23 protein-coding genes are annotated in these 20,623 nt (G+C 63.5%); 12 read left to right on the top strand and 11 right to left on the bottom strand.

Annotation, left to right across the window (positions count from 1 at the left end; genetic code table 11):
* Positions 1-114: 114 nt before the first annotated feature.
* Genes tgt through coaD form a run of 6 tightly spaced genes read right to left on the bottom strand, consistent with a single transcriptional unit; the run spans position 115 to position 4,446 of the window.
* Complete coding sequence (gene tgt / locus EN818_RS01455) at positions 115-1,245, bottom strand: tRNA guanosine(34) transglycosylase Tgt (RefSeq protein WP_095805940.1); 1,131 nt, start codon at positions 1,243-1,245, stop codon at positions 115-117.
* A complete protein-coding gene (gene queA, locus EN818_RS01450) occupies positions 1,238-2,335 on the bottom strand; it encodes a tRNA preQ1(34) S-adenosylmethionine ribosyltransferase-isomerase QueA (RefSeq protein ID WP_095805941.1) in 1,098 nt (365 codons plus the stop codon). The genes tgt and queA overlap by 8 nt, the downstream gene beginning before the upstream one ends.
* On the bottom strand, positions 2,335-2,781 hold the full coding sequence (locus EN818_RS01445) for a DMT family transporter (RefSeq protein ID WP_095805942.1): 447 nt from the start codon (positions 2,779-2,781) through the stop codon (positions 2,335-2,337). Before EN818_RS01445 ends, queA begins: the two co-directional genes overlap by 1 nt.
* Positions 2,782-2,795: 14 nt before the next feature.
* Positions 2,796-3,308, bottom strand: a complete 513-nt coding sequence (locus tag EN818_RS01440; RefSeq protein WP_095805943.1) for a peptidylprolyl isomerase — start codon at positions 3,306-3,308, stop codon at positions 2,796-2,798.
* A 29-nt stretch (positions 3,309-3,337) separates the two neighbouring features.
* Entirely contained in the window at positions 3,338-3,928 is a 591-nt protein-coding gene (locus EN818_RS01435) for a peptidylprolyl isomerase (RefSeq protein ID WP_095805944.1), read from the bottom strand.
* Positions 3,929-3,945: 17 nt separating this feature from the next.
* On the bottom strand, positions 3,946-4,446 hold the full coding sequence (coaD, locus tag EN818_RS01430; RefSeq protein ID WP_095805945.1) for a pantetheine-phosphate adenylyltransferase: 501 nt from the start codon (positions 4,444-4,446) through the stop codon (positions 3,946-3,948).
* A 192-nt stretch (positions 4,447-4,638) separates the two neighbouring features.
* Between coaD and EN818_RS01425 the strand changes: the two genes are divergently transcribed.
* Complete coding sequence (locus EN818_RS01425; protein WP_095805946.1) at positions 4,639-4,791, top strand: hypothetical protein; 153 nt, start codon at positions 4,639-4,641, stop codon at positions 4,789-4,791.
* Positions 4,792-4,842: 51 nt separating this feature from the next.
* Here the strand turns inward: EN818_RS01425 and gyrA are convergent, their stop codons facing one another.
* A complete protein-coding gene (gyrA, locus tag EN818_RS01420) occupies positions 4,843-7,635 on the bottom strand; it encodes a DNA gyrase subunit A (RefSeq protein WP_095805947.1) in 2,793 nt (930 codons plus the stop codon).
* A gap of 208 nt (positions 7,636-7,843) precedes the next feature.
* On the bottom strand, positions 7,844-8,674 hold the full coding sequence (locus EN818_RS01415; RefSeq protein ID WP_095805948.1) for an AraC family transcriptional regulator: 831 nt from the start codon (positions 8,672-8,674) through the stop codon (positions 7,844-7,846).
* 85 nt (positions 8,675-8,759) lie between these two features.
* Here EN818_RS01415 and EN818_RS01410 point away from each other — a divergent pair, with 85 nt between their 5' ends.
* Complete coding sequence (locus tag EN818_RS01410; protein WP_095805949.1) at positions 8,760-9,281, top strand: hypothetical protein; 522 nt, start codon at positions 8,760-8,762, stop codon at positions 9,279-9,281.
* A 170-nt stretch (positions 9,282-9,451) separates the two neighbouring features.
* Positions 9,452-10,081, top strand: a complete 630-nt coding sequence (locus tag EN818_RS01405; RefSeq protein ID WP_095805950.1) for a MarC family protein — start codon at positions 9,452-9,454, stop codon at positions 10,079-10,081.
* 23 nt (positions 10,082-10,104) lie between these two features.
* Here EN818_RS01405 and EN818_RS01400 read toward each other — a convergent pair whose 3' ends face one another.
* Together EN818_RS01400 and ssb are read right to left on the bottom strand one after the other, a co-directional pair.
* Positions 10,105-10,530 (bottom strand): OsmC family protein, encoded by a 426-nt coding sequence (locus tag EN818_RS01400; RefSeq protein ID WP_095805951.1) that lies wholly within the window; start codon positions 10,528-10,530, stop codon positions 10,105-10,107.
* A gap of 193 nt (positions 10,531-10,723) precedes the next feature.
* On the bottom strand, positions 10,724-11,242 hold the full coding sequence (gene ssb, locus EN818_RS01395; protein WP_095805952.1) for a single-stranded DNA-binding protein: 519 nt from the start codon (positions 11,240-11,242) through the stop codon (positions 10,724-10,726).
* 198 nt (positions 11,243-11,440) lie between these two features.
* Between ssb and EN818_RS01390 the strand changes: the two genes are divergently transcribed.
* The 8 genes from EN818_RS01390 (at position 11,441) to EN818_RS01355 (ending at position 18,782) form a co-directional block, all read left to right on the top strand.
* Entirely contained in the window at positions 11,441-11,821 is a 381-nt protein-coding gene (locus EN818_RS01390) for a cupin domain-containing protein (RefSeq protein WP_165350030.1), read from the top strand.
* Between the two features lie 44 nt (positions 11,822-11,865).
* Complete coding sequence (locus tag EN818_RS01385) at positions 11,866-12,180, top strand: metalloregulator ArsR/SmtB family transcription factor (protein WP_095805953.1); 315 nt, start codon at positions 11,866-11,868, stop codon at positions 12,178-12,180.
* Positions 12,177-12,653 (top strand): SRPBCC domain-containing protein, encoded by a 477-nt coding sequence (locus tag EN818_RS01380; protein WP_095805954.1) that lies wholly within the window; start codon positions 12,177-12,179, stop codon positions 12,651-12,653. The genes EN818_RS01385 and EN818_RS01380 overlap by 4 nt, the downstream gene beginning before the upstream one ends.
* Before the next feature lie 18 nt (positions 12,654-12,671).
* Positions 12,672-13,277: an ATP-dependent Clp protease proteolytic subunit gene (locus tag EN818_RS01375; protein WP_095805955.1), complete on the top strand. Its 606-nt coding sequence runs from the start codon at positions 12,672-12,674 to the stop codon at positions 13,275-13,277.
* Between the two features lie 123 nt (positions 13,278-13,400).
* Complete coding sequence (locus EN818_RS01370) at positions 13,401-13,625, top strand: hypothetical protein (protein WP_245420339.1); 225 nt, start codon at positions 13,401-13,403, stop codon at positions 13,623-13,625.
* 905 nt (positions 13,626-14,530) lie between these two features.
* Positions 14,531-17,452, top strand: coding sequence for an excinuclease ABC subunit UvrA (uvrA, locus tag EN818_RS01365; protein ID WP_095805957.1), 2,922 nt, complete (start codon positions 14,531-14,533; stop codon positions 17,450-17,452).
* 40 nt (positions 17,453-17,492) lie between these two features.
* Positions 17,493-17,951, top strand: a complete 459-nt coding sequence (locus EN818_RS01360) for a GNAT family N-acetyltransferase (RefSeq protein ID WP_095805958.1) — start codon at positions 17,493-17,495, stop codon at positions 17,949-17,951.
* Positions 17,952-17,978: 27 nt separating this feature from the next.
* Positions 17,979-18,782 (top strand): DUF72 domain-containing protein, encoded by an 804-nt coding sequence (locus tag EN818_RS01355; protein ID WP_095805959.1) that lies wholly within the window; start codon positions 17,979-17,981, stop codon positions 18,780-18,782.
* 580 nt (positions 18,783-19,362) lie between these two features.
* Here the strand turns inward: EN818_RS01355 and EN818_RS32495 are convergent.
* Positions 19,363-19,539 (bottom strand): hypothetical protein, encoded by a 177-nt coding sequence (locus tag EN818_RS32495; protein ID WP_095805961.1) that lies wholly within the window; start codon positions 19,537-19,539, stop codon positions 19,363-19,365.
* Between the two features lie 645 nt (positions 19,540-20,184).
* Between EN818_RS32495 and EN818_RS01345 the strand changes: the two genes are divergently transcribed.
* A complete protein-coding gene (locus EN818_RS01345) occupies positions 20,185-20,574 on the top strand; it encodes a hypothetical protein (protein ID WP_095805962.1) in 390 nt (129 codons plus the stop codon).
* Positions 20,575-20,623 lie beyond the last annotated feature (49 nt).

Genomic DNA, 20,623 nt, shown 5'->3' with positions numbered 1-20,623 from the left:
ACATGTCGACCACCGCCCCGGTGTTGCCGTCAAAGTCGTATGTCACGGTCATGGCTGATCCCCCGGGGGCCGCATCTCTGCGCCCGAGCAGCCCCTCCGTCAATTGCGGGGGCTTTAGATGGCGGGGATGTCGCCTCGCGCCCAGCCTTCAGAAATCTCGGCCGCGCGCGCTTCGAAGGCTTGCGCCTCGATCGCGGCGCGGATGTCCCGCATCAGCGTCTGATAGTAGGACAGGTTGTTCCAGGTGAGCAGCATCGCGCCCAGCGACTCCTGCGAGCGCACCAGATGGTGCAGATAGGCACGCGAGTAATCCCGCGCCGCCGGGCAATCGCTTTCCTCGTCGAGCGGACGCGGATCGTCCGCATGGCGGGCATTCCTAAGATTGACCTTGCCGCGGCGCGTATAGGCCAAGCCATGGCGGCCGGCCCGCGTCGGCATCACGCAGTCGAACATGTCGATGCCGCGCGCCACCGATTTCAATAGATCGTCCGGCGTGCCGACGCCCATCAGGTAGCGCGGCCTGTCCGCCGGCAGTTCGGGACAGGTGATGTCGAGCATCTCCAGCATCACCGCCTGCGGCTCGCCGACCGCCAGCCCGCCAACGGCGTAGCCCTTGAGGTCCATCGCTGTCAGCGCCTGCGCCGAGCGTACGCGCATGACCGCGCTGTCGCCGCCCTGCACGATACCGAACATCGCCTTGCCCGGCTGGTCGCCGAACGCTGCCTTGCAGCGCTCGGCCCAGCGCAGCGACAATTCCATCGCTCGCTCGATCTCCTTGGGCTTGGCCGGAAGTGCGGTGCACTCGTCGAGCTGCATCTGGATATCGGAATCGAGCAGCCCCTGGATCTCGATCGAGCGTTCGGGCGACATCTCGTAGGGCGCGCCATCGATATGCGAGCGGAAAGTGACGCCCTTTTCGCTGACTTTTCTCAACTTCGACAGCGACATCACCTGGAAGCCGCCGCTGTCGGTCAGGATCGGGTGAGGCCAGCGCGCGAATTCATGCAGTCCGCCGAGCTTTGCCACGCGCTCGGCACCCGGCCGCAGCATCAGATGATAGGTATTGCCGAGTATGATATCGGCGCCGACGCCACGCACCTGGTCCATATACATGGCCTTGACGGTGCCGCCGGTGCCCACCGGCATGAAGGCCGGCGTGCGGATCTCGCCGCGCGGCATCGAGATCAACCCGCGCCGCGCCTTGCCGTCGATGGCAAGCAGCTTGAAAGAGAAGGCGTCAGTCATTGAGGTCCTTTTCGGGCTTCCTCGCCCGGAAAAGCAGGCTGGCGTCGCCATAGGAGTAGAACCTGTAGCGGGTCTCGATGGCATGCGCATAGGCCGCGCGCATTGTCTCCAGCCCGCTGAAGGCCGAGACCAGCATGAACAGCGTCGAGCGCGGCAGATGGAAATTGGTCATCAGCATGTCGGCGGTCCGGAAGCGATAGCCGGGCGTGATGAAGATGTCGGTCGGCCCTGACCATGCCTCGATCATTCCATCCTCGGTCGCGGCACTTTCCAGCAGGCGCAGCGATGTCGTGCCGACGGCCACGATCCGCCCTCCCCGCGCCCTGGCTGCGTTCAGCGCCGCTGCCGTCTCGGCGCTAACCGAGCCGGTCTCGGCATGCATCTTGTGATCGACGGTGTCATCCGCCTTCACCGGCAGGAAGGTGCCGGCGCCGACATGAAGCGTGACGAAGCGGCGCTCGACGCCCTTGGCATCGAGCGCGGCGAACAGTTCCGGTGTGAAATGCAACCCCGCGGTCGGAGCGGCGACGGCGCCCTCCTCCCTGGCATAGATCGTCTGGTAGTCGCTGCGGTCGCGCTCGTCGTCGTCGCGCTTCGAGGCGATGTAGGGCGGCAGCGGAATGTGGCCGACGGCATGCAGCGCCTCGTCGAGAAAAGGCCCGGAGAGGTCGAAACCGAGCAGCGCCTCGCCGGCTTCGCCCTTCTCGATCACCGTCGCATCGAGTTGGCCGAGGAAGCAGGAATTCTGGTCATGGCCGAAATGGATTCTGTCGCCGGCGGCAACGCGCTTGCCGGGCCGCATGAAAGCCTGCCAGCGGTCCGGTGCCACCCGCATGTGCAGGGTCGCCTCGACCTGAGCCGTGGCCTCGCCACGCTTGCGGATGCCCTTCAATTGCGCCGGGATGACCTTGGTGTCGTTGAACACCAGCACATCTCCCTGACCGAGCAGCGACGGTAGATCGCTGACGGTCCGGTCTTCCAGGCCTTGACGCGGCCTTACAACCAGCATCCTGGCGCTGTCGCGCGGCTCAACCGGGCGCAGCGCGATGCGCTCATCCGGCAGGTCGAAGTCGAACAGGTCGACGCGCATCAAAACAGCCGGATGAGCAGCGCTCCGGCGAGCAGCAAGACGGCCCCGGCGACGCGGCCAAGCGATATCTCGCGCACGGCGACACCGAGGAAGCCGACGCGGTCGACGAGCATGCCGGCGATCAGCTGGCCGGCGACGAGGAACGCCATCAAAGCTGCAGCGCCGATACGCGGCGTGAGAATGGTGGAGAGCGTCACATAGAAGCCGCCGAGCACGCCGCCGGCGACGAATAGCCACGGCGCCGGCGCCTTCCAGTCGAGCGACAGCCCCTGCAGCTTCACCACCGCGATGGCAATGATGCCGAGCACGATCGCGCCGGACAGGAAGGAAAAGGCCGCGGCCGCGACCGGAAGGCCCAGGCCGCGCGCCAGTTGCGAATTGATCGGCGCCTGGATGGCGATGAAGGCGCCGGACAGGATGCCGAGCAGGGACCAGACAGCGCCCATAGTCGTTCTTGTGCCTACTTTACGTCGGCCGCGACCTTCAGCGATACGATCTTGTCGGGATCCTGCACCGGCTCGCCGCGCTTGATCTTGTCGACATTGTCCATGCCTTCGATGACCTGGCCCCACACCGTGTACTGGCGGTTGAGGAAGGAAGCATCATCGAAGCAGATGAAGAACTGCGAATTCGCCGAGTTCGGGTTCTGGGCGCGCGCCATCGAACAGGTGCCGCGGCCGTGATTGGCGTTCGAGAACTCGGCCTTCAGATCCGGCTTGTCGGAGCCGCCCATGCCGGCGCGCGATGGCGCAAAGGTCGGCTTCGAGGAATTGCCGAACTTGACGTCGCCGGTCTGCGCCATGAAGCCCTCGATGACGCGATGGAAAACCACCCCGTCGTAAGCGCCTTCCCGCGCAAGCTCCTTGATACGGGCGACGTGGCCGGGTGCCAGGTCGGGATACATTTCGATGACGACGTCGCCCTTGGTCGTTTCCATGATGAGGGCGTTCTCGCGGTCCTTGATTTCAGCCATGTCAGAAAATCCTTTGAAAATTGAGGAAGTTATTTGCTGTCGGCGGCGATGCGGACCTTGATCATGCGGTCTGGCTCGGTGACCGTGCCGTTGTCTGCCTCGTCACCCTTCTTGATGTTGTCGACCAGTTCCATGCCGCTGACCACCTTGCCGACGATGGTGTACTGGCCGTCGAGGTTTGGCGCCGGCGCGAACATGATGAAGAACTGCGAGTTCGCCGAATTCGGATCCTGCGAGCGGGCCATGCCGACGACGCCGCGCGTGAATTGCTCGGACTGCGAGAATTCGGCCGGCAGATCGGGAAGGTCTGAGCCGCCGGTGCCGACGGCTTCCGCGTTGAAGCCCTTCTTCACGTTGCCGAACTTGACGTCGCCGGTCTGCGCCATGAAGCCGTCGATGACCCGGTGGAAGGCGACATTATCATAGGCGCCGTCGCGCACCAGCTTCTTGATCTGAGCGACATGCTTGGGCGCAAGGTCCGGACGCAGGGCTATGGTCACATCGCCGTCCTTCAACGTGATGATCATGGTGTTTTCCTTGTCGTCGGCGAAAGCCGGAAAAGATGCCGCAAGAATGCCGGCAAGCACGACAAGAAACGAAGCGAGCTTCTTCAGCTGCATGAAAGTCTCCGAAGGTGTTATTTCGCGAATTTGGCGGTGAGCGCGCCGGCAACCGCCGCCGGCACGAATGGGCGGATGTCGCCGCCCATCGAAGCAATCTGTCGAACGAGTGTGGCGGTAATGGTTCGCACCGATGGACTGGCGGGCAGGAAGACCGTTTGCAATTCGGGCGCCATGGTCTCGTTCATGCCGGCCATCTGCATCTCGTAGTCAAGATCAGTGCCGTCGCGCAGGCCGCGGATGATGATCGAGGCGCCATGCTTCCTGGCGGCGTCGATGACCAGACCGTCGAATGAGACGACCTTGATGCGTTCGCCATCGCGGCCGAATTCTGCCTTGGTCGCGGCCACGATCAGCTTGACGCGCTCCTCGAAGGAAAACAGCGGCGTCTTGCCGGGATGGATGCCGATCGCGGCAAAGACGGTGTCAGCGACCGCCAGCGACGCCTTCAGCACATCGAGATGGCCGTTGGTCAGTGGGTCGAAGGAGCCGGCGTAGACAGCAATGCGATCGGTCATGGCAGGCTTCTAGCGGGCGGGCGGGCGGAAGGCAAATCCGATTAATCGCGGAATGCGTGAACCATTTCGCCGACGTGAACGACGGATGAATGCGACGATCACGGCTGCTTCACGCAGCGTTCACTAGGTTGCCGCTTCAGGAGATGAAACCAAAGTCACATCTGTTCGTTACTAGGCGTAGGAGATGACGCAATGCTGATCTACATGCTCGCCACCGCAATGACCGTCGCCATGCTGATCGCAACCGCATTCGGGCTGCATCAGGAAGCAGGGCGAGTTCGCGTCAAAGCCCACACCAAGCGGCTCGACGGCTTTCTTGCCCGCAAACCCCATCGTCACTTCTGATCTCCAGCAACGACCGCACCGGGCGTAAGCCCGGTAGTGGCCAACCGGGTTCTATTCGGACCTCTCCTGGCCGCCATTGTCTGCGGCCGCCTCGCCTGTCGAGGCCTCATCGGTCTCCTCATCGGACTGCGGCTCCGAAATCCGCTCGACCGAGACAACCTTCTCGCCTTCCGCGGTGTTGAAGATGGTCACACCCTTGGTGGCGCGGCTGGCAAAGCGTATGCCCTCCACCGGCACGCGAATGACGGTCCCGCCGTCCGACACCAGCATGATCTGATCGTCATTGCCGACCGGGAACGTCGCGACAAGCCGGCCGATCTCGGCCGATTTCGAAACGTCGGTGGCGCGGATGCCCTTGCCGCCGCGCCCGGTCAGGCGGAAGTCGTAAGATGACGAGCGCTTGCCATAACCGTACTCGGTCACCGTCAGCACAAGCTGCTCATGCATCTTGAGGAACTCGTAGCGCTCCTCCGAAAGCTCTGCCTCCTCGCCGATTTCCTCATTGGTCAGCGCGACCTCTTCCTCCTCGCCGGCCGTGCCGGCGGAAATCCGGCGCTCCGCGGCCGCTCGCTTGAGATAGGCGGCACGCTCGGCCGGCGAAGCGTCGACATGCTCGATGATGGACATCGAGATCACCCGGTCGGTTTCGGCCATCGCGATGCCGCGCACGCCGACGGAGTTGCGGCTCTGGAAGACGCGCACGTCACTGACCGAAAAGCGTATGCACTGGCCCGAATTGGAGGTCAGAAGCACGTCGTCATTGTCGGTGCAGGTCTCGACGCCGAGGATCTCGTCACCCTCTTCCTCCAGCTTCATGGCGATCTTGCCGTTGCGGTTGACCTGGACGAAATCGGACAGCTTGTTCCGGCGCACGGTGCCGCGCGTTGTGGCGAACATCACGTCGAGCTCGCCCCAGCTGGTCTCGTCCTCGGGCAACGGCATGATGGTGGTGATGCGCTCGCCCTGCTCGAGCGGCAGCATGTTGATCAGCGCCTTGCCGCGCGACTGCGGGTTGCCAACCGGCAGGCGCCACACCTTTTCCTTGTAGACGATGCCGCGCGAGGAGAAGAACAGCACCGGCGTGTGCGTGTTGGCCACGAACAGGCGGGTGACGAAATCCTCGTCCTTGGTCGACATGCCGGAGCGGCCCTTGCCGCCGCGGCGCTGCGCCCGGTAGAGCGACAGCGGAACGCGCTTGATGTAGCCGGAATGGCTGACGGTGACGACCATGTCCTCGCGCTGGATCAGGTCCTCGTCTTCCATGTCAGCCCCGCCTTCGGCGAGTTCGGTGCGGCGCGGCGTGCCGAACTCGTCGCGCACCGCGATCAGCTCGTCCTTGACGATCTGCTGGATGCGTGCGCGGGAAGATAAAATGTCAAGGTAATCGATGATCTCGGCGCCGATCTTGTTCAATTCGTCGGCGATCTCGTCGCGGCCGAGCGCGGTCAGGCGCTGCAGGCGCAGATCGAGGATGGCGCGGGCCTGCTCCTCGGAGAGGTTGTAGGTGCCGTCCTCGTTGATGCGATGGCGTGGATCGTCGATCAGCTTGATCAGCGGAGCGACGTCGTGCGACGGCCAGCGCCGTTCCATCAACTGCTCGCGCGCCGTCTGCGGATCGGGCGCGGTGCGGATCAGCTTGATCACCTCGTCGATGTTGGCGACGGCGATGGCGAGGCCGACCAATACGTGGGCGCGCTCGCGCGCCTTGCGCAAAAGGTATTTCGTGCGCCGGCTGATCACCTCCTCGCGGAACCCGACGAAGGCCTTCAGCATGTCGATCAGCGTCAGCACCTCCGGCTTGCCGCCGTTGAGCGCCACCATGTTGGCGCCGAAGGATGTCTGCAGCGGCGTGAAGCGGTAAAGCTGGTTGAGGATGACGTCGGCGACCGCCTCGCGCTTCAATTCGATGACGACGCGGTAGCCCTGGCGATCGCTCTCGTCGCGAATATCGGAAATGCCCTCGATACGCTTCTCGCGCACCAGTTCGGCCATTTTCTCGATCATCGCCGCCTTGTTCACCTGATAGGGGATCTCGGTGATGACGATCGATTCACGGTCGTTGCCGCGCGCCTCGATGTTGACGCGGCCGCGCATGACGATCGAGCCGCGACCCGTGGAATAGGCGCTGTAAATGCCCGAGCGGCCGAGCACTATGCCGCCGGTCGGGAAATCCGGGCCGGGCACGATCTCCATCAGCGCCGGCAGGTCGATCGCCGGATTGTCGATGATCGCCATCGCTCCGTTGCATACTTCGGCCAGGTTGTGCGGCGGAATGTTGGTGGCCATGCCGACGGCGATGCCGCCCGAGCCGTTGACCAGAAGGTTTGGGAAACGCGCAGGCAGTACCTTCGGCTCTTGTTCAGCGCCGTCATAATTGTCCTGAAAATCGACCGTTTCCTTGTCGATATCCTCCAGCAGCTCATGCGCGACCTTGGTCAGGCGCGACTCTGTGTAGCGCATGGCCGCAGGCGGGTCGGCATCGATGGAGCCGAAATTGCCCTGGCCGTCGATCAGCGGGACGCGCAGCGACCAGTCCTGCGCCATTCGCACCAGGGCGTCATAGATCGAAGCGTCGCCATGCGGATGGTATTTACCCATCACATCGCCGACGATGCGCGACGATTTCACGTGCTTGCGGTTCCAGTGGTAACCGCCTTCCTGCATGGCGTAGAGGATGCGGCGATGCACAGGCTTGAGGCCGTCGCGAACATCGGGCAGCGCACGGCTGACGATCACGCTCATGGCGTAATCGAGATAGGAGCGCTGCATCTCCTCGATGATCGAAATCGGCTCGATGCCGGTAGGGCCGCCCTCCGGCCCGCGCGGTGTCTTCTGGTCGGTCAAATCAGGTCACAATCCAGTCGGGAATCACTGGCTGCTTATATAGGAAGCCGGACCGAAACTCCAATGCCGGCGGCACTTTTCCAGAGACAATTTTGGTGGGAATTTCAAAAGGATACCGCTGATTGCGACGATATGGCCAAAGCGCATTTGGCTCTCGCGGGGCAAGGTCGGCCATGACCCGCCATTCATCAGCAAGGACCGCGAGCGCTCAAGCATCTGACCCGCGGCGAGAGCGATAGGCGCCGGGAGCCTCGCCCATCTCGCGCCGGAACCGGCGGTTGAAGGTCGATAGATCGTTGAAGCCGGCATCGAAGGCGATGGTCGAGATCGCTTCGTTCGAGATGCGCAGCCGCACCGCCGCCCGGTGGAGCCTTGTCCTCAGCAGAAACTGGTAGGGCGTCATGCCGGCCACGTGCCGGAATGTGCGCAGGAAATGATAGGGACTGGTCGCCGTGCCGTCGGCCAGTTCGCTCAGCGACAGCGGCCGGTCGGCATGGAGCTCGATCATGCGCACCGCCTCGGCAACGCGTCTTTGGTCACGGCGACTGGGTGGGCGGCCTGCCTTGCCAGAGCCGGTTGCAGCCGCAATGACCGCCCCGGCAATACGCAGGCCGAGTTCCTCGAACGCGTCGACCTCGCCTGATTCCCGCGCGGCCTCCGCTTCCGCCAGCAATGGCGCCAGCGCTGGCAATGGCGGCAGGCGCGGGCCAGCGAAGGCCAGCCGCTTCGCGCCCGGCATTTCGGCGACCACGCGTTCCAAGTAGGCCGGCGCGAAATGGAAGGAGAGGCAGCGGTCGCCGGTCCCATGCTCATGGCCGCACTCGTAGCAGGCGCCGGGATTGCCGAGCAGGATGGCGCCCGGCGCAAGCATCGCTGTGCCCTCGCGCGTCCGGTAGCGGAAGGTGCCACTTGTCACGGCGGCGATGCAGAAACTGCGATGCTCTTCCTCGAAAGGCCTGGCACCGGCGCCGGCTGTGCAGACCACATCGGACACCCGCCAGCCGAACCCTGATGCGAGGTTCTTCTCAGTCGTCGTCATCACGGAAAGATAGCAATTTTCCCCAAGCGCAGAACCTCGCCGCGCCTCTATTGCTCGCCCTCTCCTGACAAACGAGGCAGCAACCATGACCGATCCCTTTGCCGAGGCCCTGCACAGCGACGAGCCCAATCCAGATCTGGCCGAGAAGCTGAAGCTCTACGGCCGCTTCATCGGCGCCTGGACATTCGACGCCACGCGTCATCTCGAAGACGGTTCGGTTCTTAAGGGGCGCGGCGAAGCGCATTTCGGCTGGGTCCTTGACGGCAAGGCAGTCCAGGACGTCTGGATCTTGCCCGCCCGCGACGCCGGTCCCTCGCCCTCTCTGGGCACGTGGACCTTCTACGGCACCACGCTGCGCGTCTACGATCCAGGCCTCGAGGCCTGGCACATCTTCTGGAGCGATCCGCGCAACCAATATTTCAGCCGCCAGCTTGGCCGCGCTGAGGGCGACGCGATCGTCCAGAAAGGCGTTGACGACACCGGCTCCTCGGTGCGCTGGAGCTTTTCGCGCATCACCGAGAATTCGTTCCGCTGGCTCGGCGAGCGCTCGCATGACGGCGGCGCGAGCTGGCGCCTCGAAGTCGAATTCCTGGCCTGCCGTGTGTGAAAGTCGATGATTACCGGCGACCGCAGCGACTTGAAACAAGAAGCCGAAGCGATCCTTCGCACCAGCTTCACAGCTTCGCGCACCATTTCTGTCGCGCCTGTTTCCAGCGTCCCGGCTTTCCTCTACCAATTGCAGAGGCTTGGGCTTCGCCCGGCGGGAGGGGATCAGCGATGCCGAGCTTCGACAACCTGTTCAACGCCTTCGTCACCATCCTGGTGACCATCGACCCGCCCGGGCTGGCGCCGCTGTTCCTCGCCGTCACGCGCGGCATGAATCGCTCGGAGCGCCAGCAGGTCTCCATACGCGCGTCGGTCATCGGCTTCCTGGTGATGGCGCTGTTTGCCGTCGCCGGCGCCTCGATCCTTTCGGTATTCGGCATCACATTGCCGGCCTTCCGCGTCGCCGGCGGCTTCCTGCTGTTCTTCATCGCCTTCGAAATGGTGTTCGAGCGCCGTCACGACCGCAAGGAGAAGATCGGCGACGTCGCGGTCACCAAGGACATGATCCACAACATCGCCGCTTTCCCGCTCGCGATCCCGCTGATCGCCGGCCCGGGCGCGATTTCGGCCACCGTGCTGTTGTCGGGACATTTCGAGGGTTTTGCGGCGCAGACGGCGCTGGTCGGCATCATCTTCGTCTGCCTCGCCATAACCTATCTGGTGTTCGTGCTGGCCGAACGCATCGACCGCATCCTGGGACAGACCGGGCGCTCGATCCTGACCCGGCTGCTGGGCGTCATCCTGGCCGCGCTGGCCGTGCAATTCGTGGCGGACGGCGTCCGGGCGCTGATGGCAGCCTGAGCGGCAGCCCTACTGCCCCCCGCCTATTTCGCAGCTGTATCAACGACCTCGAAGTCATGCGTGACGGAAGCAGTCTTTGCCATCATAGCGGTCGCCGAGCAGTATTTTTCGATCGACAGGTCGATCGCCCGTTTCACCTTGTCGTGCGACAGGGCGCGGCCCTTGACGATGAAGTGCATGTGGATGCGGGTGAAGACGCGCGGCTCGGTCTCGGCCCGGTCGGCGTCGAGCTCGACCACGCAGTCCTCGACCGCCTCCCGGCCTTTCTCGAGGATATGAACCACGTCATAGGCCGAGCAGCCGCCTGTCCCGATCAGCACCAGTTCCATCGGGCTTGGCCCCGGTGTCCTGCCTTCCGGCCCATGCGCCGTGCCCAGCACGACCTTATGTCCGCTGCCGGATTCGCCGACGAAGGTGCGCTCCTCCACCCATTTGACCCGTGCTTTCACGATGGTTCCCTTTGCGAGGCCGCCGCCCCATTGACCGACACGCGCGCGTGCATGCTCCGCCCGGGCATCAGCATGAAGATGCTAGCGCCGATCGGTGCGCGCAGATAGAACTTTATCATGCCGCTGTGCTGAGCAACCAGGCGGCGCCGATCGGCCCGCCTTCCCTCGAAGGCTCATGGCGAACTCGCGATGCTCAGAACGGAATTTCGTCGTCCAGCTCGCGCGACGCGCCGCCACCACCACCCCTGGAGCCGCCACCTCCGCGGCTGAAGCCTTCGTTCGGGTCCGACTGGCCGAAATCGGAACCGCGGCTGTTGCCGCCGCCCCCGGCATAGTTGCCGACCTGGCCGCCGCCTTCGCCGCGTGCATCGAGCATCTGCAATTCGCCGCGGAATTTCTGCAGCACGACCTCGGTCGTGTAGCGGTCATTGCCGGTCTGGTCCTGCCATTTGCGCATCTGCAACTGGCCCTCGACATATACCTTCATGCCTTTCTTCAAATACTGCTCGGCCACCTTGGCGAGCTGGTCGTTGAAGATGACGACATTGTGCCACTCGGTCTTTTCCTTGCGCTCGCCGGAGTTCTTGTCGCGCCAGCTTTCCGAAGTCGCGATGCGGATGTTGACGACCGGCTCGCCCGAATTCAGGCGGCGGATTTCAGGATCCGCTCCGAGATTGCCGACCAGAATGACTTTGTTGACGCTACCCGCCATCGTACTTCTCCGCGCTCATCCGAAACAAAACTTACGTCGCTGCACCTTACAGCCTGCAGGCCGCCGCTGCCTGCAAAGGCTGGCTTTTCCCACAAGGTTTTTGTTCTCTTTTCGTTCTAGACTTGACCTCTGCATCTGTCAAGGAATGTCAGCAACAGGTAGTGTCTCGGCCCGCAGCGCAAAAGGGGAGGCGTCCGAATGAACATCGTCACGCATAGCGATCAGCCACGCGAACTGTGGCGGGCCGGAGTGGAAACGCGGATGCATATTGCCGCCGCCAATGGCGCGGCCGAGCTTTGCATTTTCGAGCAATGGGCCGATCCAGGCGCCGGCGCGCCGACGCATTCGCATCGCGTGGAGGAAGTGCTGACGGTAATCGCCGGCGAAGCCGAGATGTGGATCGATGATCGACGTGCGGTGCTGGCCGCCGGACAGTCCCTGATCATTCCGGCACACCGCGAGCACGGCTTTCGCAACATCGGCTCCGGCGTGCTTCACGTCCACGCCGTGCTCGCGTCGTCGATCTTCGAGGCCAGCTTCGACGGAGCCGCTGAACCGGTAAGGCACTGGGCATCCTAAAACACCGCTTGCCAAATCGATAAGTATCGACTTATGCTTTGACGATGATCGAAGCAGAAATTTTCCGGGCGCTTGCCGATCCGACGCGGCGCGCCGTCTATGAACGGCTCGCGGCAGGCGAGATGACGGTGTCCGAACTGCGCGCCGGCATGAGCGTATCGCAGCCGGCCGTCTCACAGCATCTTGCCGTCTTGCGCAGCGCCGGCCTCGTCGTCGAGCGGCGCGCCGGCCGCAACGCTTACTACCGCGCCGATGCGCAAGGGCTCGATCCGCTGATCGGCTGGATCGAGCGCTACCGCGCCTTCTGGCCGGAGCGTATCGAGAAACTGAAGACGGTTCTGAAGGGAATGGACCAATGATGGCGACAAAAAATCCACAAGCCGCCCCCGCGCCGCTCAACTTCGAATGCGAACTCGCCGAGCCGCCGGAAAAAGTCTGGCGCGCGCTGACCGAGCCGGAACTGCTCGCCGCCTGGATGATGCCGAACGACATCCTGCCGCAGGCCGGCAAACGCTTCGCGTTCGTGGGACCGGACACGCCGATCGAATGCGAAGTGCTCAATATCGAGCCAGGCAAGCTGCTGCGCTATTCCTGGCGTGAGCGGTCGAGCGCCGAAGATGACAACCAACTGCCCGCCTTCGATAGCGTCGTCACCTTCACGCTCGAGCGGACGGTTTCCGGCGGCACCCATCTGCGCATCCTTCATGACGGCTTCGTGCCGGCGGCGCATGCTGCCGTCGCCATCGCTGGTGCCGGCTGCGGGCTGTCGCTCGACGCACGCAAGAACCCGATCGCCGCCAATGCGCCCTGCATGATGCTGCGCGCAGCTTGACCACAAGGAGACTTGGCCATGAGCGCCCTTGCCAATCTGGTGCCGATGGTTATCGAGCAGTCGACCCGCGGCGAACGCGCCTTCGACATCTTCTCGCGGCTGCTGCGCGAGCGCATTGTCTTCATCAACGGCGAGATCAATGACGGCGTGTCGGCGCTGGTCTGCGCCCAACTTTTGTCGCTGGAATCCGACAATCCCGACAAGGAGATCTCGATCTACATCAACTCGCCGGGCGGCGTGGTGACCAGCGGCTTCGCCATCTACGACACGATGCAGTACATCTCTTGCCCGGTGTCGACGGTCTGCATGGGCTTCGCCGCGTCGATGGCGTCCTTCCTGCTGATGGCGGGCGCACCCGGACGGCGCATTGCGCTGCCCAACACCAGGATCGTGCTGCATCAGCCGCTGGGCGGCTTCCAGGGCCAGGCCTCCGACATCCAGCGCCATGCCGAGGACATCCTGCGCACCAAACGCCACATGACGGAACTCTATGCCCGGCATTGCGGGCGCACTTACGAAGAGGTCGAACGCACGCTCGACCGCGACTATTTCATGACGGCCGAGGAGGCCAAAACCTGGGGCCTCGTCGACCATGTCTATGATACCCGTAAGAAGGCCGCGTGATGGTGAGCGCGCGGCGATTTGATCGCCGCCAGTCTGGCCTCCCCTGCGGCGCGCCCCTATAGTCCGCGCATGATCCGATCGTCGAGAAGTCCCCTGATTGCGGCTGCCGCGCTCGCAGGCGCGATGATGGCCGGCACCGCAGCCTTCGCGGATGAAAGTACGACGCAAAAGCTGCCCGGCGTCAGCGGCGACTACCGCATCGCCAAGCCGGTTGCAGAGCCGGAGCCGGACGACGCCCTGCCCGCCGGCAGCGGCGGGACTTTCAAGATCGGCGATACCGATGTCAGGATTTCCGGCAGCATAACCATCGACATGGGCGCGGGCGACATCAGGCCGCCCAACCATTGATTCCGGCGTCGGCGATTGACGCAAGCGCTTTTCAGTTCGTCATCGGCGGGCGACGCGATGAGCGAAACGACGCGCGCAGACCCGAGGATCCATGCCGCCCGAACCGATGCAGAATTCTGCTCCGTTGCATTCCTCGGCTAAGATCACGGGTTAGATCGTTGGGGCTTCGCTCCGCTTCGCGGAGCTGCGCCCAAGGACGAGGACGTGAGGTGACCCAAACTGCAAGCCCCGCCACTGCTTCCGCAGGTGGACGGGGCTTTCATGGATCTGAAATCCAATATTTGCCGGGAGTGTACTGCCGGCGTTCTGCTTCGGATGCAACGCGGCGTTCAGCCGACGATCCGACTATGGTCTCTGATTGTAAGAGGATCGGCAAGTCACGGTTTGTCGGGTTGGCGCTCACGCCCACCCTGGCACTTATGCCCGCCGTGGCTCCATCCACGCGTGGAGCCTCAAGGGACTGTCCGGTGGCGTCATGCTCCGCTCCTGGGTCCGTTGCGACAATGTCGTTGAAGCACAAATCGCTATCGCCTGCGGCGTCTCGCAAGCCACCTTTGGGTGGCGAGGCCATCGAAAGACGGCCGGCTTCGTTGACGTCTCGACACTGCTCCCCTGGGTCGGCGACGTCAACCGTTGAATAGCCGGTTACCGAAAAATGTGATCGCCTGAAGCTTACGTCCAGGTAAGTCGAACGCGGCCAGGCTGCTCTTGGCGACTGGGCGTTTCCACAGCCTTTGTCAGGAGCCTGTTCGGCCTTTGTTCTTTCCGCTTGCCGGCTCGCGCGAAAGACGGTTAAACCCCCCTTTTGGGCGTCACTCGAAGTTGCAGCGAAACGACCTACATAAGGGATGGCCGGGACGAACCCGCCAATCCAGCAAATTCCAGACCTGAGGCGGCGACCGGCGATGGCCGACCATAAATACCTATCCATTCGCGGGGCGCGCGAACACAATCTCAAGAATGTGGATCTCGACCTGCCGCGCGACAGCCTGATCGTCATGACCGGCCTGTCGGGGTCCGGCAAGTCGTCGCTTGCCTTCGACACCATCTATGCCGAGGGCCAGCGCCGTTACGTCGAAAGCCTGTCGGCCTATGCCCGCCAGTTCCTGGAAATGATGCAGAAGCCGGACGTCGACCAGATCGACGGCCTGTCGCCCGCGATCTCGATCGAGCAGAAGACGACCTCCCGCAACCCGCGCTCGACGGTCGGCACCGTCACCGAGATCTACGACTATATGCGCTTGCTGTTCGCGCGCGTCGGCGTTCCCTACTCGCCGGCCACCGGCCTGCCTATCGAGAGCCAGACGGTAAGCCAGATGGTCGATCGCGTGCTGGCGCTGGAGGAAGGCACGCGCCTCTACCTGCTGGCGCCGATCGTGCGCGGCCGCAAGGGCGAGTACCGCAAGGAACTGCTGGAACTGCAGAAGAAGGGTTTCCAACGCGTCAAGGTCGACGGCGTCTTCTACGAGATCGCCGACGTGCCGGCGCTGGACAAGAAATACAAGCACGACATCGACGTCGTCGTAGACCGCATCGTCGTGCGCGGCGATCTCGCGACGCGGCTTGCGGATTCGATGGAGACCGCGCTGAAGCTCGCCGAGGGACTGGCCGTGGCCGAGTTCGCCGACCGGCCGCTCGACGCCAGCCAGACCGGCGAGGACTCGGTCAACAAGTCGAAGAACGAGACGCATGAGCGCCTCATGTTCTCGGAAAAATTCGCCTGCCCGGTGTCCGGCTTCACCATTCCGGAAATCGAGCCCAGGCTGTTCTCGTTCAACAATCCGTTCGGCGCCTGCCCGACTTGTGATGGGTTGGGCAGCCAGCGCGCCATCGATGCCAATCTCGTCGTGCCGGACGAGAATGTCTCGCTGCGCGACGGCGCGATCAGCCCGTGGGCGAAGTCCACCTCGCCCTACTACGTGCAGACGCTGGAGGCGCTCGGCAAAGTCTACGGCTTCAAGCTCGGCGACAAGTTCAAGGATCTGAGCGCGGCGGCGAAGCAGGCCGTGCTGCAAGGCACGGGGGAGCGGGAAGTCACCTTCCAGTATGACGACGGGTTGCGTTCCTACAAGACGACGAAGACCTTCGAGGGCGTCATCCCCAATCTCGAACGGCGCTGGAAGGAAACGGAATCCGCCTGGATGCGCGAAGAAATCGAGCGCTTCATGTCGGCCACGCCCTGCCCCGCCTGCAACGGCTACAGGTTGAAGCCGGAAGCGCTCGCGGTGAAGATCGCCGGAAAGCATATTGGCGAAGTCACCGAGCAGTCGATCCGCAAGGCCGACCAGTGGTTCACCGACCTGCCGGCGCAGCTCAGCGAGAAGCAGAACGAGATCGCGGTGCGGGTGCTGAAGGAAATCCGCGAGCGGCTGCGCTTCCTCAACGATGTCGGCCTCGATTACCTGACGCTGTCGCGCAATTCCGGCACGCTATCCGGCGGCGAAAGCCAGCGCATCCGCCTCGCCTCGCAGATCGGCTCCGGCCTGACGGGCGTCCTCTATGTGCTCGACGAACCATCGATCGGTCTGCACCAGCGCGACAATGCGCGACTGCTCGACACGCTGAAGCACCTTCGCGACATCGGCAACACGGTGATCGTCGTCGAGCATGACGAGGACGCGATCCTGCATGCCGACTATGTCGTCGACATCGGCCCGGCGGCCGGCATCCATGGCGGCCAGATCATTGCCCAGGGGACGCCGCAGCAGATCATGGCGACGCCGGCCTCGATCACCGGCAAATATCTGTCGGGCGAGCTCGAAGTGGCGACGCCGGCGGTGCGCCGCGAGGCCAAGAAGAACCGGCGCATCAAGGTCATCGGCGCGCGCGGCAACAATCTGAAGAACGTGACCGCCGAGATCCCGCTCGGCACCTTCACCGCGGTCACCGGCGTGTCCGGCGGCGGCAAGTCGACTTTTCTGATCGAGACGCTGTTCAAGGCCGCGTCGCGCCGCATCATGGGCTCGCGCGAGCATCCGGCCGAGCATGACCGCATCGAAGGGCTGGAGTTTCTCGACAAGGTCATCGACATCGACCAGTCGCCGATCGGCCGCACGCCGCGCTCCAACCCGGCGACCTACACGGGTGCCTTCACGCCGATACGCGACTGGTTCGCCGGGCTGCCGGAGGCGAAGGCACGCGGCTATCAGCCGGGCCGCTTCTCCTTCAACGTCAAGGGCGGCCGCTGCGAGGCCTGCCAGGGCGACGGCGTTATCAAGATCGAGATGCACTTCCTGCCCGACGTCTACGTCACCTGCGACGTCTGCCACGGCAAGCGCTACAACCGCGAGACGCTGGACGTGCTGTTCAAAGGCAAGTCGATTGCCGACGTGCTCGACATGACGGTCGAGGAGGGAGTCGAGTTCTTCTCGGCTGTGCCGGCCGTGCGCGACAAGCTGGAGACGCTGAACCAGGTCGGCCTCGGCTATATCCATATCGGCCAGCAGGCGACGACGCTGTCGGGCGGCGAGGCGCAGCGCATCAAGCTCGCCAAGGAGCTGTCGCGCAAGGCGACCGGCAAGACGCTCTATATTCTCGACGAGCCGACCACCGGCCTGCACTTCCACGACGTGGCCAAGCTGCTCGAGGTGCTGCACGAGCTGGTCGACCAGGGCAACACGGTGGTGGTGATCGAGCACAATCTTGAAGTCATCAAGACCGCCGACTGGGTGCTCGACCTCGGCCCGGAGGGCGGCGACGGCGGCGGGGAGCTGGTCGCCTCCGGCACGCCGGAAGCGATCGTGCGCGAGAAACGCAGCTATACCGGGCAATTTCTGAAGGAGCTTCTGGAGCGGCGCCCCGGAGGCAAACGCGAAGCGGCCGAATGATGGGAAAGGTCGCCGTGGCCGCTGCTGGGATGGACCAATCATGAGGCTCGCCAGCGCTGAGGACCTCCCGGCCGTCGTCGCGCTGACCACGCAAGCCTACGCGCCCTACACTGCGCTGCTCGGCGCGCCGCCGATTCCCGTGACGGAAGACTACGCGCCTCGCATCGAGCGCGGCGAGATCTGGCTGCTTGAAGAAGGTTCGCACCTGGCCGGCCTGCTCGTTCTCGAGCGGCATGCCGATCACGCCATGATCTTCAGTGTCGCCGTCGCGCCGGCCTTCCAAGGCAGGAAGCTCGGCATTGCGCTTCTCGACTTTGCCGAGGAGCAGTCGCGGTCGTGGGGCTTGCCCGAGCTGCGGCTCTACACCAATGCGCGGATGGAGCGGAACATCGCGCTCTACACCGCCTATGGCTATCGCGAGGAGGGTCGCCGGCCCAATCCATATCGGCCGGGCTGGACCCTGGTCGACATGGCGAAGCCCGTCGGCAGAACCGCCTGATCGCAATCCGAAAGTGGGAGAATGACAATGGCCAGCCAAGGAAAGATCCGCGCCGGCATGGGCGGCTGGACCTTCGAGCCCTGGGATACGTCTTTCTACCCGGAGAAGCTCGCCAAAGCCAAGCAACTGCATTATGCGAGCCGCCAGGTACCGACGATCGAAGTGAACGGCACCTTTTACTCCAGTTTCAAGGAGCCGACCTTCGTGAAGTGGGCGCAAGAGGCGCCTGATGGCTTCGTCTACTCTCTGAAGGGCAACCGCTTCGTCACCAACCGCCGCGTGCTCGGCGAGGCTGGCGAATCGATGATGCGTTTCCTCGGTTCGGGCGTTGCCGCGCTCGGCGAAAAGCTCGGGCCGATCCTGTGGCAGTTCGCGCCGACGAAGAAATTCGATGCGGATGATTTCGAGGCTTTCCTGAAATTGCTGCCGGAAAAGCAGGATGGTGTCGCGCTTCGCCACGCAGTCGAAGTCAGGCATGACAGCTTCGTGGTGCCGGAATTCCCCGCATTGGCGCGCAAGTACAATGCCGCGATCGTCTATGCCGACCATGCCAAATATCCGGCCATTGCCGACATCACCGGCGACTTCGTGTATGCGCGGCTGCAGACCGGCAGCGACGACAATCCGGACTGCTACACGCCGAGGGCTCTCGACGAATGGGCGGCACGCGTGAAAACCTGGGCTGAGGGCAAACAGCCGTCCGACCTGCCGCGCGTCGATTCCGAGACCGACGCGCCGGCGAAGCCGCGCGACGTGTTCGTCTACTTCATCACCGAAGGCAAGGTGCGTGCGCCCTTCGGCGCCATGGCACTAATGAAGCGGGTGACTTGAAGCGGCGAGCCTTCACTGCGCAACCGGAAGCCTTCTTGGGTGGACACACTTTGCGTAGCTCCGTCGGAACTTGCCGGGCAGCTGGACCGTTTTGCCTATTCGCCAGGGGCCGGTTTTCATAGCGGCTGGGCTTAGCAGAACGCTGCCAAGGGCCGCGGCATCGGGAGACCCGGAGAAAGCGAGGTGATATGACTGTCATCCTCATCGGGGCGGTGCTTACTGTCGCCGGGGTTGTGTATATGGCGGGTGCAGTCCTCTGGCGCGGGCAACTTAGCGATCCGGCACCTGCAGCTTCGGATCGCCCCAAGCCACCCCTCGCAACGCCTGGCCCAACGCTCGAGCCCCGACGGCGCGGCCTGCGCTTCCTCGGCCTTTCACAGAATTGGCCGGGCCTGCTGATGATGGCGATCGGCTTTGTGCTGCTATTGTCGGTAATGATCCTATAACGCAGGTTGCGAAGGTCGAGCTTCGACAAGGTGCCCAGCGCCGCCGACAAAGCGCTTGCGCTGCCAAAGAGCGCGGCCGTAACCGCGCGTTCGACCGTCGTCGCACCGACTGAGCCGCAGCTCTGGCTTCGGGGTCAGTGCCGTCCGAGCACCTCGTTGTAGGCGTCGAGGTCGACGTAAAAAACCTTGGTCATTTCCCCGATCAGTTCATGCTCTTCGTAGCCTTGCGACATCAGGATGCTGATCGCCGTCATGATGTCGACGCGTTCGGTGAGGCGTCGCTTCTGATAGTCCTCGACAAAACGTTCCATCGCCGTCCCCTGGCAAGTCGTGGTTGGACGCATTGACCGACAATCACTGTTTTGGAAGGCTAGGCAGGCTTGCTTGCGTGGAGCTTGCCGGCTGAGCGCACGCGCTCCCCCTCATTCGCGACTGGTACGGAAAGCGGCCGACTCACCAAGGCCGGGAAAAGACTAGCACGCGGCCCTCGACGCGCCAGAGTTTGCCCTCTCGCGCGGCCGGGACGATTTTCGTCTGTCTGCAAATTGATGCCCGGCCGGGTGCGGTCGTTCCCCGTGCTCCGGCCGGGCGCCTTCCCCTCGAAGGCAACGCTTGTGTCGGTCTGCCACTTGCGGCCGCCGATCGGTCCTTACGGATCGCCGCGTCATTGGGCGACAAGACCAATGCGCAATAAGCCTTGCAATCGACATGCCAAACCGCGGGCCGCCGCTTGGATGCCAGGATAATCCATATTTTCAATTGGTTACCGCTAAACCGCCAAGCAGCGGAGAACCCGGTCGCACCCAGATACTGACGAAACTTTGCGCAGGACTGCCTGGATTTCACCCAGTGACTCGGCTTGCCAAATATGGATCCGGGCTGCAGCAGCGGAACTCGGCGGCGGTTGCGATGCAACCGCAAAATAGGGCAAGGTCGCCGCGCAAACGAGCGACGTCATGATCCTGCGAATTGTCCTGAGCTTCCTGTTTTTCTTGTCTGCCGCGAGCGGCGCCCGCGCCGGCTTCGCCGAAGGCAAGATGCCGGACGGCGTTTACCATTGCGAAGTCTACCTGCTCGGCATGTTCCTCAACCTCGGCGACATCACCATCAAGGGCGATCTCTACAGCGGCCCGGTCAGCTTCGGCGGCGCACCGCAGGCTTACAATTACCAGATTAACCCCAACGGCGAGATCAGCTGGCTCGGTCCGCTCGGCGGCTACACCAGCGGCGGCAACTCGATTTCCTTGACGCAGGCGACGCTCGATGACCCGGCCGGCCCGTCCTTCGACATCATCATGAAGCAGCCCGACGGCGCCTTCACCGCCTCGACCTGCACCAAGAGATAGCTGAAGTCGTTTGCGCAGCGCTCGTCCGAGGGGTCAGCGCTTCATCAAA

Source organism: Mesorhizobium sp. M3A.F.Ca.ET.175.01.1.1, from assembly GCF_004791945.1.
GTDB lineage: Bacteria > Pseudomonadota > Alphaproteobacteria > Rhizobiales > Rhizobiaceae > Mesorhizobium.
This window is presented reverse-complemented; position numbering and strand designations above follow the sequence as displayed.